This is a genomic window from Nonomuraea sp. NPDC005650, assembly GCF_040605375.1.
Taxonomy (GTDB): domain Bacteria; phylum Actinomycetota; class Actinomycetes; order Streptosporangiales; family Streptosporangiaceae; genus Nonomuraea.
The window spans coordinates 82,508-96,600 of record NZ_JBEXCR010000037.1 but is presented as its reverse complement, the minus strand read 5'-3'; the positions used below and the strand labels follow the sequence as shown (position 1 = coordinate 96,600).

At 72.6% G+C, this 14,093-nt stretch carries 18 protein-coding genes; 13 read left to right on the top strand and 5 right to left on the bottom strand.

Translation table 11 applies throughout. The features are described from left to right. Window positions 1-2: 2 nt before the first annotated feature. Genes ABZS69_RS47265 through ABZS69_RS47235 form a run of 7 tightly spaced genes read left to right on the top strand, consistent with a single transcriptional unit; the run spans window position 3 to window position 5,268 of the window. Complete coding sequence (locus tag ABZS69_RS47265) at window positions 3-1,376, top strand: class I adenylate-forming enzyme family protein (protein WP_355385281.1); 1,374 nt, start codon at window positions 3-5, stop codon at window positions 1,374-1,376. A 1-nt stretch (window position 1,377) separates the two neighbouring features. Next, complete coding sequence (locus ABZS69_RS47260; RefSeq protein WP_355385278.1) at window positions 1,378-2,580, top strand: thiolase family protein; 1,203 nt, start codon at window positions 1,378-1,380, stop codon at window positions 2,578-2,580. Then, the gene (locus ABZS69_RS47255; RefSeq protein WP_355385275.1) at window positions 2,577-3,251 is read left to right on the top strand and encodes an ABC transporter ATP-binding protein; all 675 of its coding nucleotides are present in this window, start codon (window positions 2,577-2,579) and stop codon (window positions 3,249-3,251) included. Before ABZS69_RS47260 ends, ABZS69_RS47255 begins: the two co-directional genes overlap by 4 nt. Further along, complete coding sequence (locus ABZS69_RS47250; RefSeq protein ID WP_355385272.1) at window positions 3,248-3,853, top strand: energy-coupling factor transporter transmembrane protein EcfT; 606 nt, start codon at window positions 3,248-3,250, stop codon at window positions 3,851-3,853. The genes ABZS69_RS47255 and ABZS69_RS47250 overlap by 4 nt, the downstream gene beginning before the upstream one ends. 52 nt (window positions 3,854-3,905) lie before the next feature. Beyond that, entirely contained in the window at window positions 3,906-4,250 is a 345-nt protein-coding gene (locus ABZS69_RS47245; RefSeq protein ID WP_355385268.1) for a metalloregulator ArsR/SmtB family transcription factor, read from the top strand. Beyond that, window positions 4,250-4,870, top strand: coding sequence for an SRPBCC family protein (locus ABZS69_RS47240; RefSeq protein ID WP_355385265.1), 621 nt, complete (start codon window positions 4,250-4,252; stop codon window positions 4,868-4,870). The genes ABZS69_RS47245 and ABZS69_RS47240 overlap by 1 nt, the downstream gene beginning before the upstream one ends. Further along, window positions 4,870-5,268 carry a VOC family protein gene (locus tag ABZS69_RS47235; RefSeq protein ID WP_355385262.1) on the top strand — a complete coding sequence of 133 codons (399 nt, stop codon included), beginning with the start codon at window positions 4,870-4,872 and terminating at the stop codon, window positions 5,266-5,268. The genes ABZS69_RS47240 and ABZS69_RS47235 overlap by 1 nt, the downstream gene beginning before the upstream one ends. Before the next feature lie 6 nt (window positions 5,269-5,274). Here the strand turns inward: ABZS69_RS47235 and ABZS69_RS47230 are convergent, their stop codons facing one another. Beyond that, window positions 5,275-6,495: a riboflavin synthase gene (locus tag ABZS69_RS47230; protein ID WP_355385259.1), complete on the bottom strand. Its 1,221-nt coding sequence runs from the start codon at window positions 6,493-6,495 to the stop codon at window positions 5,275-5,277. A 299-nt stretch (window positions 6,496-6,794) separates the two neighbouring features. On the opposite strand from ABZS69_RS47230, the gene ABZS69_RS47225 reads away from it, so the two are divergent. The 4 genes from ABZS69_RS47225 to ABZS69_RS47210 all read left to right on the top strand — a co-directional run bounded on the left by ABZS69_RS47225 (window position 6,795) and on the right by ABZS69_RS47210 (window position 9,626). Continuing rightward, window positions 6,795-7,433: an SDR family oxidoreductase gene (locus ABZS69_RS47225; protein WP_355385256.1), complete on the top strand. Its 639-nt coding sequence runs from the start codon at window positions 6,795-6,797 to the stop codon at window positions 7,431-7,433. An 81-nt stretch (window positions 7,434-7,514) separates the two neighbouring features. Continuing rightward, a complete protein-coding gene (locus ABZS69_RS47220) occupies window positions 7,515-7,970 on the top strand; it encodes a MarR family transcriptional regulator (RefSeq protein ID WP_355385252.1) in 456 nt (151 codons plus the stop codon). Next, complete coding sequence (locus ABZS69_RS47215) at window positions 7,967-8,806, top strand: ATP-binding cassette domain-containing protein (RefSeq protein WP_355385249.1); 840 nt, start codon at window positions 7,967-7,969, stop codon at window positions 8,804-8,806. Before ABZS69_RS47220 ends, ABZS69_RS47215 begins: the two co-directional genes overlap by 4 nt. Further along, window positions 8,766-9,626 (top strand): ABC transporter permease, encoded by an 861-nt coding sequence (locus ABZS69_RS47210; RefSeq protein WP_355385246.1) that lies wholly within the window; start codon window positions 8,766-8,768, stop codon window positions 9,624-9,626. Before ABZS69_RS47215 ends, ABZS69_RS47210 begins: the two co-directional genes overlap by 41 nt. Window positions 9,627-9,628: 2 nt before the next feature. Here the strand turns inward: ABZS69_RS47210 and ABZS69_RS47205 are convergent, their stop codons facing one another. The 3 genes from ABZS69_RS47205 to ABZS69_RS47195 all read right to left on the bottom strand — a co-directional run bounded on the left by ABZS69_RS47205 (window position 9,629) and on the right by ABZS69_RS47195 (window position 11,436). Next, entirely contained in the window at window positions 9,629-9,934 is a 306-nt protein-coding gene (locus tag ABZS69_RS47205; protein WP_355385243.1) for a hypothetical protein, read from the bottom strand. Window positions 9,935-9,965: 31 nt separating this feature from the next. Beyond that, on the bottom strand, window positions 9,966-10,658 hold the full coding sequence (locus ABZS69_RS47200) for a type 1 glutamine amidotransferase domain-containing protein (RefSeq protein ID WP_355385240.1): 693 nt from the start codon (window positions 10,656-10,658) through the stop codon (window positions 9,966-9,968). Window positions 10,659-10,824: 166 nt separating this feature from the next. Continuing rightward, complete coding sequence (locus ABZS69_RS47195) at window positions 10,825-11,436, bottom strand: alpha-ketoglutarate-dependent dioxygenase AlkB (RefSeq protein WP_355385237.1); 612 nt, start codon at window positions 11,434-11,436, stop codon at window positions 10,825-10,827. 90 nt (window positions 11,437-11,526) lie between these two features. Here ABZS69_RS47195 and ABZS69_RS47190 point away from each other — a divergent pair, with 90 nt between their 5' ends. Beyond that, the gene (locus ABZS69_RS47190) at window positions 11,527-12,585 is read left to right on the top strand and encodes a hypothetical protein (RefSeq protein ID WP_355385234.1); all 1,059 of its coding nucleotides are present in this window, start codon (window positions 11,527-11,529) and stop codon (window positions 12,583-12,585) included. A gap of 2 nt (window positions 12,586-12,587) precedes the next feature. On the opposite strand, the gene ABZS69_RS47185 is transcribed toward ABZS69_RS47190, so the two are convergent. Next, complete coding sequence (locus tag ABZS69_RS47185; protein ID WP_355385231.1) at window positions 12,588-13,034, bottom strand: helix-turn-helix transcriptional regulator; 447 nt, start codon at window positions 13,032-13,034, stop codon at window positions 12,588-12,590. 161 nt (window positions 13,035-13,195) lie between these two features. Here ABZS69_RS47185 and ABZS69_RS47180 point away from each other — a divergent pair, with 161 nt between their 5' ends. After that, window positions 13,196-14,083 (top strand): MFS transporter, encoded by an 888-nt coding sequence (locus tag ABZS69_RS47180; protein ID WP_355385424.1) that lies wholly within the window; start codon window positions 13,196-13,198, stop codon window positions 14,081-14,083. Window positions 14,084-14,093 lie beyond the last annotated feature (10 nt).

Sequence of the window (14,093 nt, the reverse complement as noted above, 5' to 3'; positions counted from 1 at the left end):
CGATGCCCGTAGCACAACACGTGATGCGGCACGCCGCCGAACGCCCTTGGCACCCGGCGGTGTGCGGCCCTCAGGGGGAGCTCACCTACGCCCGGCTCGCCGACCGGATCCACGGCGCCGCCCGCCACCTGCTCGGCCGCGGGGTCGGCCCGGGCGCGCTGGTCGCGATCGGCCTGGCGGACCCGGTCGAGCTGCTCACCGCCGTGCTCGCGGCCGATCTGGCGGGCGCGACGCCACTGGTGGGCGACCCCGCCTGGGGCCGGGAGCGGTGGTCGAGCGTCACCGCCGCGGCCGGGCCCCACTTCTTCATGGACGCGCCGCTGCCCTGGCCGGCGGGTCCCGCCGTGGTGCACGAGCCGAAGCCCGGGGATCGGGCCTGGGCGTGCTTCAGCTCCGGCAGCACCGGCCGGCCGCGCGCCATCGTACGCACCCGCGCGTCGTGGACGGAGTCGTTTCCGCACCTCGCCGGCCTGGCCGGGATCGGTCCGGACGACGTCGTGCTGATCCCGGGCCCCCTCGTGTCCAGCCTGTACGCCTTCGCCGCCGTCCACACCCTGGCCACCGGGGCGACGGCCCTCCTTCCCGGCCATTGGCCCTCGCGCACCCTGGCCGGCCTGCTGGACCGGGCCACCGTCGTGCACCTGGTGCCGCACCGGCTGCCCGACGTGCTGGAGCGCCCGGGGTCGCTGCGCGTGGCCGTCGTCGGCGGCGCGGCCCTCGACCCGGACGTGCGGGCGGCGGCCGTCCGGGCGGGGGTCCGGGTTCTGTCCTACTACGGGGCAACGGAGCTGTCGTTCGTGGCGGTGGACGCCGACGGGGGCGGATTGCGCCCTTTTCCGGGCGTGGAGATCGAGGTCAGGCCCGCGGGCCCGGCGGGCGGCGAGTTCGGCGAGGTGTGGGCGCGTTCGCCGTGGCTGGCCGACGGGTATCTGGGCGATGCCGCGGGTCCGCTGCGCCGGGACGGCGACGGCTGGGTGAGCGTGGGTGACGTGGCGGAGCCGTACCGGGTAGGAGAGGTGCTGCGGGTACGCGGCCGGGGAGGCGGCGCGATCCAGACCGGCGGCGCCACCGTCGTGCCCGAGGACGTCGAGGAGGTGCTCAGGAAGGTGCCCGGGGTGGGAGACATCGTCGTGGTCGGCTCGCCGCACCCGTCGCTCGGTGCCGTGGTCACGGCGGTCATCGAGGCCGAGTGCGCCACGCCGCCGCCGCGGGCGCTGCTGGAGGAGACGGCCCGGGGCGGCCTGGACGCGGCGCAGCGGCCGCGCCGCTGGTACGCGGTGCCCAACCTGCCGCGCACCCAGACGGGCAAGCCGGCCCGCGCCCTGGTCGAGGCCCGGCTGGCGGGCGGCGACCCCGACATCCGGCGGCTGATCTGACATGCGCGACTTCGACCCACGGTACGAGCCCGTCGTCGTCGCGGCCCGGCGTACCCCCATCGGCACGGCCGGGCACGCGTTCAAGGGCGTGACCGTCGATCGGCTGGCCGCGCCCGTGATCGCCGCCGTGGCGCGCGAGCTGGCCGGGCGGCGGGTGGACGACGTGGTGCTGGGCAACTGCATGGGGCCCGGCGGGAACGTGGCCAGGGTGTCGGCGCTGGCGGCGGGCCTGGGGCACGAGGTGCCCGGGCTGACGGTGGACCGGCAGTGCGGCAGCGGGCTGGCCGCGATCCTGGTGGCCGGCCAGGCCGTCCGCGCGGGCGAGATGGACCTGGTGATCGCCGGTGGGGCGGAGAGCGCCTCGACCGCGCCGCGGCGTACCCATCGGGGCGCGACGGAGCCGTACCCCAGGGCGCCCTTCGCCCCGGACGGCCACCCCGACCCCGACATGGGGCCTGCTGCCGAGGCGCTGGCGACGGCGCGCGGCGTCAGCCGGGCGCGCCAGGACGCCTACGCCTGCCGCAGCCACGCCAGGGCGCTGGCCGCCCGCGACGCGGGCCGGTTCAGGGACGAGATCGTCCCGATCGGCGGGCGCGGCGACGACCAGCGGCCCCGGCCGCTGCGGGCCGCGTCGCTGGCCCGGCTGCCCGCGGCGTTCGTGGCGGACGGTACAGTGACGGCCGGTAATTCCTCCCCGGTCAGCGACGGCGCCGCGGCCGTGGCCCTCGTGCCCGAGCGGCTGCGTGCCGGCCTGCCGGGGATGCGGCTGGTGGCCGGGTCCGTCGTCGGGTGCGATCCCGAGCTGCCCGGGTGGGGCCCGGTGCCCGCGGTGCGGCGGGTGCTGGCGCGTGCGGGGGTGGAGTTGGAGCAGGTCGCGGCGGTGGAGATCGTGGAGGCGTTCGCGGCGCAGGTGCTGGCGGTCACCGACGCGCTGGGGCTCGACGCCCTGGAGGGCGATCGGGTGTGCGCCGACGGCGGCGCGCTGGCCCTGGGGCATCCGTGGGGCGCGACCGGCGCCGTGGTGGTGACCCGGCTGTTCGGCCGCCTCGTGCGCGGCGGCGCCCCGCCGGGGACGCTGGGCCTGGCGACGGCCGCGGTGGGCGGCGGGCTCGGCGTGGCCGCCCTGTTCGAGGTGGTCGGCCCCGGCCGGGACGCCGGTTCTGGGCGGGACGTCGGTTCTCGGCAGGACGGGGCGCGGGCGTGATCGAGTTCGCCGACGTGCACGTACGCCTCGGCGCCCGCGACGTCCTCAACGGCGTCACCGCCGCCCTGCCCGAGCGGCGGATCGGCGTCGTCGGCGCCAACGGCTCGGGCAAGAGCACGCTCGCCCGCCTGGTCAACGGCCTGGCCCTGCCGACCTCGGGCAGCGTCACCGTGCTCGGCCTCGACACCCGCCGCCACGCGGCCAAGATCAGGCGGGGCGTCGGGTTCCTGTTCACCGACCCGGACGCGCAGATCGTCATGCCCACCGTGGCCGAGGACGTGGCCTTCTCCCTGCGCCGCAAGGGCCTGACGCGCGAGGAGGTCGAGCGGCGGGTGCACGACGTGCTGAGCCGGTACGGACTGGCCGGGCACGCTGACCACCCCGCGCACCACCTGTCGGGCGGCCAGAAGCAGCTGCTCGCCCTGTGCGCGGTCATGGTGCTCGAACCGGACATCCTCGTCATGGACGAGCCCACCACGCTGCTCGACCTGCGCCACTCCCGCCAGGTCGCCGACCTGCTGCGGGAGCTGCCGCAGCAGGTGCTGGTGGTCAGCCACGACCTGCCGCTGCTGGCCGGCTTCGACCGCGTCCTCGTGCTCGACGAGGGCCGCGTCGTCGCCGACGGCACGCCGGACGAGGCCATCGCCCACTACCGGAAGATCATGTCGTGAACGGCCTCACCGGCGCCTACGTCCCCGGATCCTCGCCGCTGCACCGGCTCCCCGCCGGGGTCAAGCTGGGCGGGCTGGCTCTGGCGTGCACGGCTCTGGTGCTGCTGAGTTCGCCACTGGCGCTGGCCGGTGCGGCGGTCGTGGCGGTGGGCCTGTACGCGCTGTCCGGGGTCGGCGCGGCGGCGGCCTGGGCGCAGGTCAGGCCGGTGCGGTGGTTCGCGGTGGGGCTGTTCGGGATGCAGTGGGTGCTCGTGGACCTGCCGGGGGCGGCGTCCACGACGCTGCGCGTGGTGCTGGCGGTCGCGCTGGCCGGGCTGGTCACGCTCACCACCCGCACCTCCGCCATGATGGCGGCGCTGGAACGCGGCCTGTCCCCGGCCAGGTTCGTGGGGCTGGACCCGTTCCGGCTGTCGCTGCTGCTGTCGCTGACGGTGCGCAGCGTGCCCGTCGTGGCCGCGCTGGCCACCCGCGTCCGGGAGGCGCAGCGGGCCAGGGGCGTCGAGCGCAGTTTCCGGGCCTTCGCCGTGCCGCTGGTGGTCGGCTCGCTCCGGCACGCCGACGCCCTGGGCGAGGCCCTGAGCGCACGGGGCCTGGACGACTGATCTCCTTATCCCAGGTTTGACTTATATAAGCTAGCCCTGAAACAATGAGGTCGTGCACGCATTCGACGTCCTCGGCGATCCGGTCCGGCGGCGGATCCTGGAGCTGCTCGCCGCCGGCGAGCAGAGCTCGGGAGAGCTCACCGGCGTCATCCAGCGCGAGTTCGGCATCTCCCAACCGGCCGTCTCCCAGCACCTGCGGGTGCTGCGCGACAACGGCTTCGCCAGCGTACGAGCCCAGGGCACCCGGCGGCTGTACGCCGTCGAGCCCGGGCCGCTGCGGGAGGTCGATCTCTGGCTGGAGCGATTCCGTGGCTTCTGGAGTCAACGACTGGACGCGCTGGCGACGGAGCTGGCCCGCGGCAAGCGCGAGCGCCGCATGAACGAAAAGGAAACCTGATGGATTTCGTGGACGAGCTGCTCAAGGCTCAACGTGAGCTGAAAGACGGCGACGTCAAGACCATAACGCTGCGACGGCACTACGACGCCGAGGTCGAGGACGTCTGGGACGCCTGCACCGACGCCAAGCGCCTGTCGCGGTGGTTCCTGCCCGTGAGCGGGGATCTCCGGGTCGGGGGCACGTACCAGCTCCAGGGCAACGCGGGCGGCGAGATCCTGCGCTGCGAGCCGCCCAGCCTGCTGAAGGTCAGCTGGCTGTTCGGCGAGAACCCCGGCTTCTCCGAGGTCGAGGTCCGCCTGTCCGCCCAGGACGGCGGCACCCTGTTCGAGCTGCACCACAGCGCCGAGGTGCCGCCCGAGTTCTGGGGGCAGTTCGGGCCGGGCGCGACCGGTGTGGGCTGGGACCTGGCGCTGCTGGGCCTGGGCCTGCACCTGACGACCGGCGGCGACCCGGGGATCGAGGAGGCGACCTTCCACGAGACCCCCGAGGGCCGGCGCTACATCATCGAGAGCGGCCGCGCCTGGGGCGAGGCCCACCTGGCGGCGGGCGGCCCGCCCGACCTGGTCGCCGCCACCGTCGCCGCCACCACCGCCTTCTACGCTCCCGGACAGGACTCCTGATGGCTCCGCAGATCGACACGTTCCTCATGTTCCAGAAGGGCGACGCGGAGGAGGCGATGACGTTCTACGTGTCGCTGTTCGACGACGCCAAGGTGGTCTCCCTCACGCGCTTCGGGCCCGGCGAGGCGGGGGAGGAGGGCAAGATCAAGCTCGCGACGTTCGCGCTGGCGGGCCGGGAGTACATGTGCATGGACAGCCCTCCCATGCACGACTTCACGTTCACGCCGTCGATGTCGCTGTTCGTCGTGTGTGACACCGAAGAGGAGCTCGACCGCCTGTACGGGGCGCTGGTGGAGGGCGGTCATCCGCTGATGCCGCTGGGCTCGTACGAGTTCAGCAGGAAGTTCGGCTGGGTCAACGACCGGTTCGGCGTGTCCTGGCAGATCAACCTGCCCTGACCCCCTTCACAGATGCTTCGTGAGGTCGGCCACGTCAAGCAGGGGCAGGCCCCAGTGCAGGGCGGCGATCTCCAGGTCGGCGGCCTTGGCCATGGTGCCGTCGGGGTTCATGACCTCGCAGCACACCCCGACCGGCGCCAGCCCGGCCGCCACGCACATGGCGACGGTGGCCTCGGTGTGCCCGGCGCGTTCGGACAGCCCGCCGGGGCGGGCGGCGAGCGGGAAGACGTGTCCCGGCCGCAGGAAGTCGCCGGGGGCGGCGTCCGGGTGGGCCAGGCGGCGCACGGTCGCGGCGCGTTCGGCGGCCGACACTCCGGTGCCGGTCCCGGCGGTCAGGTCGACGGGGATGTGCGGGCGGGTGCCGTGCCGGTCGCCGGGGCCGGGGACGGGATCGAGCTCCAGCCGGTCGAGGACCTCGGGGGCGCACGGCACGGTCGGGTGGCCGCACACCTGGGTGAGCAGGAACGTGAACGCCTCCGGGCGCAGGCGGGCCCCCGCGAACACGACGTCGCCCTCGCCTTCCCGATCGGGGTCCCAGATGACCACGCCTCCTCCGGCGGCGAGCTGTGTGAGCGCCTGCTGCACGCCGCGCCCGCCCGAGAGCCGTCCGGCCCAGGGGAGCGCCGCGACCACGTCGGTCACGGCCCGCGCCAGGTCGGGCAGGCGGCGGCGGACGAGCCGGATGACCAGGTCGGGCTCCAGGTTCACCCGGTCGCCGACGGACAGCTCCGACAGCGTGGTGGCCTGCAGCGTCAGCGGGATCAGCGCCACCGCGAACCGGTCGCGGGACACCTCGGCGACGGTCAGGCTGACGCCGTCGACCGCGATCTGCCCTTTCGCGACGATCAGCGGGAGGAAGCGCTCGGGCGGCTTGATCCACAGGCGCCGGGCCGCGCCCTCGTCGTCGATCCGCACGATCTTGCCCACGGCGTCCACGTTGCCCTGGACCAGGTGGCCGGCGAGCGGGTCACCCAGCGCCAGCGGGGTCTCCACGTTGACCCGCGTGCCCGGCCGGATCTGGTCGAGGGTCGACCTGCGCCGGGTCTCGGCCGACAGCCCGGCCTCCAGCACGTGCGTCTCGCGGGCGGTCCGCAGGACGGTCAGGCCCACGCCGTTCAGGCTGATCGAACCCGGCGCGCCGGCGGCGGCCCCGGGCGCGCCGACCGCGATGCGCGACTCGTCGACGGCCACCACCGTGCCGATCTCCTGGATGTTCCCGGTGAACATGCGACACCACCTCTCGACAGCGGCAGGCCGAGCCTCACCGCGTGAAGAACCAGGGGCCGGGCCGGCCCGAGAGGTGGCGGGGTGTCACCGCGTGGCCCGGAATCGCACCGAGTCGTCCCGCCGAGACCGGCGGAACCGGCGGGCTGTCACCGCCGCACCTTGGAATCGCACCAATCAACCTTCTACCATCCGGCGGCCCAGCAGATCAAACGTTCTCGGCTGAGGAGGCGTGCTTCTCCGCGTGTTCGCCTTGCGAGGTAGGGTGAGTGAACACTTACCAACCTAGAGAGGCGAGACTGATGAAACTCGCGGTTTTCGGCGCGACCGGCGGCATCGGCCTGCAGCTCCTGCGCCAGGGCCTCGATCGCGGCCACGAGGTCACGGCCGCCGTGCGCGACGCGTCCCGGCTGCCCGCCGAGCTGCGCGGGCGGCTGGACGTCGTCGAGGCCGACGTGATGGCCCCCGACGCCATCCTCCCGGTGGTCAAGGACTGTGAGGCCGTGCTGTCCGCGCTGGGCGCGCGCGACCGCGGCCCCACCACGGTCCACACCGCCAGCACCGGCTCGATCATCCAGGCCATGACCCGGGCGCGGGTCCGCCGCATGCTGCTGGTCAGCGCCAGCGGCCTGGTCGCCGACGCGGGCGACGGCTTCCTCCTCCGGTACGTGCTCAAGCCGCTCTTCGTGCAGCCCCTGCTCCGCCACTCCTACGCCGACCTGGCCCGGGCCGAGGAGATGCTGCGTGCCGGCGACCTGGACTGGACGATCGTGCGCCCCTCCCGCCTGGTCGACGCCGAGAGCCCCGGCCACTACCGCACCGCCCGGGACCTCAACGTCAGGAGGGGGCTGAGCACCACCCGCGCCGACGTGGCCCACTGCATGCTCGACCTGATCGACGACCCGTCGTCGATCGGCCACGTCGTCTCGCTCGCCTCATAAACCCGCGTAGGTCCGCTTTTTCCCATACATGCTGAGCTGGGCGCTTCACATTAGCTCGTGAACAGAGCTAATGTTTTGGATATGGGTGCGACAGAACTCCCCGACGCCCTCGTGGGCGTCCTGACCGGTATCCAGCGGCTCGTCCGGCGCAGGCTGCGCCGGGGGCTGACCGGGCCGCGGCTGCGCGGTGCCCAGGTCGAGCTGCTGCGGCTGGTCGCCGCCCACCCCGGCATCGGGGTCTCGGCGGCGGCCAAGGAGCTTTACCTGGCGGGAAACTCGGTGTCCACGCTGGTCAACCAGCTCACGACCGCCGGGCTGCTGCGCCGCGAGACCAGCGACGACGACCGCCGTTCCGCCCGGTTGCTGCCCACGCCGGAGGCCGAGGCGCGGCTGCGCGCCTGGGAGGAGCGGCGCGTGGCACTCGTCCGCGAGCAGGTGGCGCGGCTCAGCGAGGAGGACCGGGCCGCGCTGACCGCCGCGCTCCCGGCGCTGCGCAGGCTCGCCGAGGGCCTGCAGGAGGAGGTGGGGACGGTATGAGGGACGACCTGCCGACGACGGGTGACGCGGTCACCTGCTCGGGCCTGCGCTACTCGTTCGGCCAGACCAGGGCCGTCGACGGCGTCGATCTGACGGTCGCCGCCGGAGAGGTGTTCGGGCTGCTCGGCCCCAACGGGGCGGGCAAGACCACCGCCATCCGGTGCGTGACCACGTTGCTGCCCGTCCCGTCCGGGATGGTGCGGGTCTTCGGGCACGACGCGGCCACCGAGAAGATGGCGGTGCGCCGCCTGCTCGGCTACGTGCCCCAGCAACTGTCGGCGGACGCGAGCCTCACCGGCCGCGAGAACGTCTCCCTGTTCGCCCGCGTGTTCGACGTCCCACGGCGCGAGCGTGCGGACCGGGTCGGCCAGGCGCTGGAGGCGGTCGGGCTCGCCGAGGCCGCCGACCGGATGGCCGGCACCTACTCCGGCGGCATGGTACGCCGCCTCGAACTCGCCCAGGCCCTGGTCAGCGCGCCACGCCTGCTCATGCTGGACGAGCCGACGATCGGGCTGGACCCCATCGCCCGTACCAGTGTGTGGGAGCACATCATGACGGTGCGCGCCGCCACCGGGATGACCGTCCTGGTCACCACCCACTACATGGACGAGGCCGAGCAGTACTGCGACCGGGTCGCGCTGATGCACCAGGGGCGCGTACGGGCTCTCGGCACGCCGGAGCGGCTCATCGCCGACCTGCGCGACCGCCGCGCCGACGGCTCGACCCCCACGCTGGAGGACGTCTTCCGCGACGTCGCCGGCAGTGGGCTCGACGAAGGAGGAGGAGAGTTCCGCGATGTCCGCCGTACCCGCAACACCGCCTCCCGTGTCGGCTGACGGCACCGGGACGGGCGGCCTCGACCTGCTGCTCGTGCCGCCGCGCGCCCGTACGGGGTGGCGCGTGCTGCCCGCCCGGATCACCGCGATGTGCGTGGTGGAGCTGCAGAAGCTGCGCCACGATCGCACCGAGCTCTACACCCGCGCGATCCAGCCCGCCCTGTGGCTGCTGATCTTCGGTGAGACGTTCACCCGCATCAGGCTGATCCCGAGCGACGGCATCCCGTACCTGGACTACCTGGCCCCGGGGATCATCGCCCAGTCCACGATGTTCATCGCCATCTTCTACGGCATCCAGATCATCTGGGAACGCGACTCGGGGGTCTTGACCAAGCTCCTGGTCACGCCGACCCCGCGAGCCGCACTGGTCACCGGCAAGGCGTTCGCCGCCGGGGTGAAGGCGATGATCCAGGCGGTGGTCGTGATGGTCATCGCCGCGCTCCTGGGTGTGAGCATGACCTGGGACCCGGTGCGCCTGGTCGGCGTGATCGTGGCCGTGCTCCTCGGCTCGGCGTTCTTCTCCTGCCTGTCGGTGACGATCGCCGGGATCGTCCTGACCCGCGATCGGCTGATGGGCATCGGGCAGGCGATCACCATGCCGCTGTTCTTCGCGTCCAACGCCCTCTATCCGACCGCGGCCATGCCGGACTGGCTGCGGTACATCAGCGCGGTCAATCCGCTCAGCTACCAGGTCGACGCGCTGCGCGGGCTGCTGCTCGGCATCCCCGCGCACCTGCCGCTGGACTTCGCGGTGCTGTTCGCGGCCACGGCGATCGGCATCACGGCGGCGTCCGGGCTGCTGGGGCGGCTGGCGCGGTGACATCACCCTTGATACGCAGGTTGCCAGGCTGCCCGGTCGTAAAGGTTGGGGCCGAAGGCGTCGATCGCCTGAGTGTCAGGGCTGATGGTCACGACGGTCTGCGGATCGGCGATCGAGGTCTCGTAGGTCAGCACGTCGCGGGCGAACAGGGTGATGAGCCCCGGGTCGGGTTGCGGTGCGGGCGCGGTGGCCGGGGCAGCCGGCGGCGGTACGGCCAGCCCGGCGGGGTCCTGGCCGGTGGCGAGCACGGTGCCGATGATCGAGCCGGCCGAGGTGCTGGGGATCAGGTCGGCTGCGGCCAGGTTCACGCTGAGCCGAGTCGCCGAGCCATCCACAGCGCTACGGCAGGATCTTGAGCAGCCGCTCGGCCAGGAGTGCCGCTGAGGCGGGGTTCTGCCCGGTGAACAGGTTGCGATCGACCACCGTGTAGGGCTTCCACGCCTCACCTTTGGTGAAGTCGACGCCCAGCTCGATGAGTTCGTCCTCCAGCAGCCAGCGGGCCCTCGGGCCGAGCCCGACCGCGTTCTCCTCCTCGTTGGTGAACGCGGTGACCCGGTAGCCGGCGAACGGCGACACGCCGCGGATCCTGGTCGCCAGCATGGCGGCCGGGGCGTGGCAGACGATCGCGAGAGGCTTGCCGGAGGCGAGCGCCGCGGTCAGCAACCGGCCCGCATCCGCGTCGACGTAGAGATCCTCCATCGGGCCGTGGCCCCCCGGACAGTAGACGGCGTCGTAATCCTCCAGCCGGGCGTCCGAGAGCCGGATCGGCCGCCGCATCTCCTCCGCAGCGCGGATGACCGCCTCCAGATCGAGGGCGATCTGCTCGCTGCCGGCCATCTCGGGGCGCAGGCTCATCATGTCCACGGTCGGAACCACCCCGTTGGGGGTGGCGACCACGATCTGGTGACCGGCCTCGGTGAGCGCCTTGTACGGGGCCACGAACTCCTCGGCCCAGTAACCCGTCGCATGCCTGGTGCCGTCCTTGAGCGTCCAGTAGGCCGCTCCGGTCATCACGAAAAGTAGCTTCGCCATCGGGCAACCGCCCGTCTACCTCTGATGCGGTTTGGACAGGTCTTCTACCAGGCATTTTATGTCCTGGGTGACCGAGGCCACACGGCAGGCGGTGTGTCGTCCGCTGCGGCGCCCGGCCCGCGGATCATCATGGATCCGACCTTCCAGAGGTCGTCAGCTGCGCCGCTCATCGCATGGGGTCGATGATGGTGCGGAAGGTCACGGAGACCCGCCGTCCGCGTGGTACGCGGCCCGCGGCGGTGGGGTCGCTCTTTCGTGCGGCGATGCTGTGACGCCAGGTGTATCGGGCGGGTCCCGTCATCACGCACAGGCTGCCGGGGGCCAACTGGACCGCCACCCTGGTGCCGTTCTCAGGGTGTGTGAAGTCCATGACGCAGGCGGAGCCCAAGGAGATCGCGGCGACGACCGGGCCGAAGCAGGGCACGCAGTCGACGTGCGCGCTGATGCCCTGCCCCGGCTGGTATTCGTTGACGATCACCTGGTCCGCTTCCGTCTCCATGTGTCCTTCGCCGACCAGGCCGGTGGCGTGCTGCTCGGCCCAGGCCGGAATCGGCGGTGCCGGGGTCTGGGAGTCTCTCGCCACGCTTCGGCGGCCGTAGTCATAGCGGTGGCCGTAGTGCTGCACTCGCCGTCGCAGTTCGGCTGACCACGGGGCGGCGTCGATGGAGGAGAGCAGCCTCGCGCAGGCGTCAGAACTCAGCCAGCCGGGGATGTAGCGCAATCCCGGCACCGCTTCATGGTGAGGCGCCGACGGCAGCTGATCGAAGGAGGCGGACATGATCAAACGGTATCGGCACAAACTCTCAAGCGCGCTCGTCGTACGTCTATCGTTGATCTCGCCCCCGAACCCGAACCTCGGAGATGAGCGTTGACGGCTGCAGAACCTCGCCGGGTCGGCCCGTTCGAAGCCGTGGAGTGCCTGTTCGGGCTGTGGCTGCCGGAATGGCGGCTGGCGCTCCACGGAGGCGAGGCCCCCGAGGAGGAGTGGACCTCGGCGCCTTCCCCGGCCGAGGTGACGGAGTTCGGGGCGTTCCCGGAAACGTTCGACGGCCCCGATGGGCAGCGCCACCCGCTGGTCGTCGACCTGTTCGACATCGATGACCCGGACGAGACGTCCGACAGCCCGCAATGCGCGTCCTGGGGGATGCCCACCGAGGGTGCGGAACAGGCGTACGAGTTCGTCATCGGAGCGCTGGAATCCGGCGGCAGCCTGAGCAGGCGAGGCCGGGCGCTGGCCGGATACGCCGCCGGCTACCTCGCCGCGGATGCCACAGACCTGCTGCGGATCGCCGTCGCGGCCGAGCCGGGCGGCCCCGTACTCGACGACGAGCTGCACCTTCTGGCGCGCGATTGGAACACCACACGGCGGCTGTCCCTGACCTCCGCCCCGGCCGTCCCCGATGCCCCCGTTGAGGCCGAGTACCGGATCGCCTGCGTCACGGCACTTCTGGGCGATTTCCTGAGGATCAACAACACCGACGAGGTGACGTTCGAGGTGAGCTTCGGAGCCCACGAGGTCGATCTCGACGTCCCCGATCCCCACGACGCCTTCCGGGCAGGCTGGACCGGAGACGGGCACTGGCTGATCGCCGAGGAGGGCGACGACGACGTCCTCTGGCCGCTGGACCCGGCCTCCTTGAGGGCCGCGCTGATCGACTCGGAACGGAACATGGTCCAGGCGGCCCGGGCCGCGAGCGTGCTCTGGGAGTTCGACGACACGACCCCCGAGATCCCCGGCGACGAACTCGTCTCCTGGCTGGCCCGCGACCTCTACCGGACGCTCGTCACCGAGGTCACCGGCGCCTCCGGAACCCTGCTCGCCTTCGCCAAGAAGCTCCCCCTCGACGAGGTTCTGAGCGGCGAAGGGGATTCCTGCCTCCTCCTGGTCGGCCCGGAACGCACTGCCCTCATCTACGTCAGCGGCTGACGTCAGTCCGCCGGGTGAGCGAGGATCAGCACCAGCGCGTCGAGCAGCCGCTGCCAGTCGGCCTCGCCGAGATCGCGCCGTAGCGTGCCGCCGACGGCGGTCATGGTGGCCAACAGGGTCGTCCGGACCGCCTGCTCCTCCTCGTTCAGCGCGGCGGCCAGGGCGGCGCACTCCCGCCCGAACCTGCCGCCTTTGGCGAACTCCAGCAGCGACGGCGGCGTCGGGGCCTCCCTGCCGACGGCGTTCGGGTCGGCGAGGGTGAGGGTCAGCCGGGTCCCGAGCGCGCCGGCGAGCCGGTCGAGCGCGTCGACGGTGGGGTTGCCCCGGCCGTTCTCCAGGTTGGCCACATAGGGCACCGACAGCCCGGCCTCGGTGGCGACCGAGGCGACAGTACGGCCGAGCGCGGCCCGGCGGGCCCGCAGCCGCTGCCCGAGTTCGACGTGATCCATGGAGTCTATCTTGACAGAATAATTTGATCCATGCTCCTATCTTGTGAGAATAATTCGAGGGGGACATGTCGTGATGGAAGCACTGCGGGTGCGCGACTTCCGGCTGCTGTGGACGGCGCGGGCGGTCGCCACCTTCGGCACGGGCCTGCTGATCGTCCTGGCTGATCTACGTGGCCGTGCTCGGGCAGGGCACGGCCGGGGTGCTGTTCAGGCCCGCGGCGCAGGCTCACACGCGCGCCGCCGTCGGCAGCGGCCCAGCCCTGACCAGCGCGAACACCCTCAACGCGAGCACCGCCGGCGTGGTCACGCTGGCCGCGCCGCCGGTGGGCGGGCTGGTGTTCGGGCTGTTCGGCATCGAGGCGGTCGCGGGCGCCGCCGTGGGGGCGAGCCTGGTGTCGGCGGCCTGCATCGTACGCATGTCGGTCCGCGTCCGCGAACGGGGCCGGCCGCAGCACGTGCTGGCCGACCTGCGTGACGGGCTGGACCACCTGCGGCGGACGGCGGTCGCGCGCGGGCTGCTGGTCACCAACGGCGTCTACCTGCTGGCGAACGCGGCGCTGACCGCCCTGCTCGTGCCCTTCGGCGTGACCCGGCTCGGCGGGAGCCTCCAGGTCGGCTACCTGCTGTCCGCGCTGGGCCTGGGGTTTCTCGTCGGGGCTCCGCTCAGCAAGCGGTGGGCGGACCGGTTCGGCGTCAGGACGGCGGTGGCCGGCGGGCAGGTGCTGGTCGCGGCGGCGTTCGCGCTCATGTTCAACGCGTCGTCGCTGCCGGTCGCGGCCGTGCTGCTGGGGGTGCCGGGCGTGAGCGTGGTGGTCGCCGTACAGACGTGGTTACAGCGCGACACACCCGAGGACCTGCTCGGACGGGTGAGCGCGGCCTTCCTGACCGTCGAGGCCGCCGTGACGCTGGCGGGGGCGCTGGCCGGGCCGGCGCTGAGCGAGATCGCCGGCCTGCCGGTGGCGCTCAACACCGCCTGCGCGGTGACGCTGCTGTCGGCGCTGATCACGTTCTGGCTGGTCCCGCGCGAGGCGGCCGTCGAGCTCACGTGACAGTGCGGTG

Coding starts and splice junctions, on each gene's coding strand:
- ABZS69_RS47265 (WP_355385281.1), top strand. CDS start 3: ATGCCCGTAGCACAACACGTGATGCGGCACGCCGCCGAACGCCCTTGG.
- ABZS69_RS47260 (WP_355385278.1), top strand. CDS start 1,378: ATGCGCGACTTCGACCCACGGTACGAGCCCGTCGTCGTCGCGGCCCGG.
- ABZS69_RS47240 (WP_355385265.1), top strand. CDS start 4,250: ATGGATTTCGTGGACGAGCTGCTCAAGGCTCAACGTGAGCTGAAAGAC.
- ABZS69_RS47235 (WP_355385262.1), top strand. CDS start 4,870: ATGGCTCCGCAGATCGACACGTTCCTCATGTTCCAGAAGGGCGACGCG.
- ABZS69_RS47230 (WP_355385259.1), bottom strand. CDS start 6,495: ATGTTCACCGGGAACATCCAGGAGATCGGCACGGTGGTGGCCGTCGAC.
- ABZS69_RS47225 (WP_355385256.1), top strand. CDS start 6,795: ATGAAACTCGCGGTTTTCGGCGCGACCGGCGGCATCGGCCTGCAGCTC.
- ABZS69_RS47220 (WP_355385252.1), top strand. CDS start 7,515: ATGGGTGCGACAGAACTCCCCGACGCCCTCGTGGGCGTCCTGACCGGT.
- ABZS69_RS47215 (WP_355385249.1), top strand. CDS start 7,967: ATGAGGGACGACCTGCCGACGACGGGTGACGCGGTCACCTGCTCGGGC.
- ABZS69_RS47210 (WP_355385246.1), top strand. CDS start 8,766: ATGTCCGCCGTACCCGCAACACCGCCTCCCGTGTCGGCTGACGGCACC.
- ABZS69_RS47200 (WP_355385240.1), bottom strand. CDS start 10,658: ATGGCGAAGCTACTTTTCGTGATGACCGGAGCGGCCTACTGGACGCTC.
- ABZS69_RS47195 (WP_355385237.1), bottom strand. CDS start 11,436: ATGTCCGCCTCCTTCGATCAGCTGCCGTCGGCGCCTCACCATGAAGCG.
- ABZS69_RS47185 (WP_355385231.1), bottom strand. CDS start 13,034: ATGGATCACGTCGAACTCGGGCAGCGGCTGCGGGCCCGCCGGGCCGCG.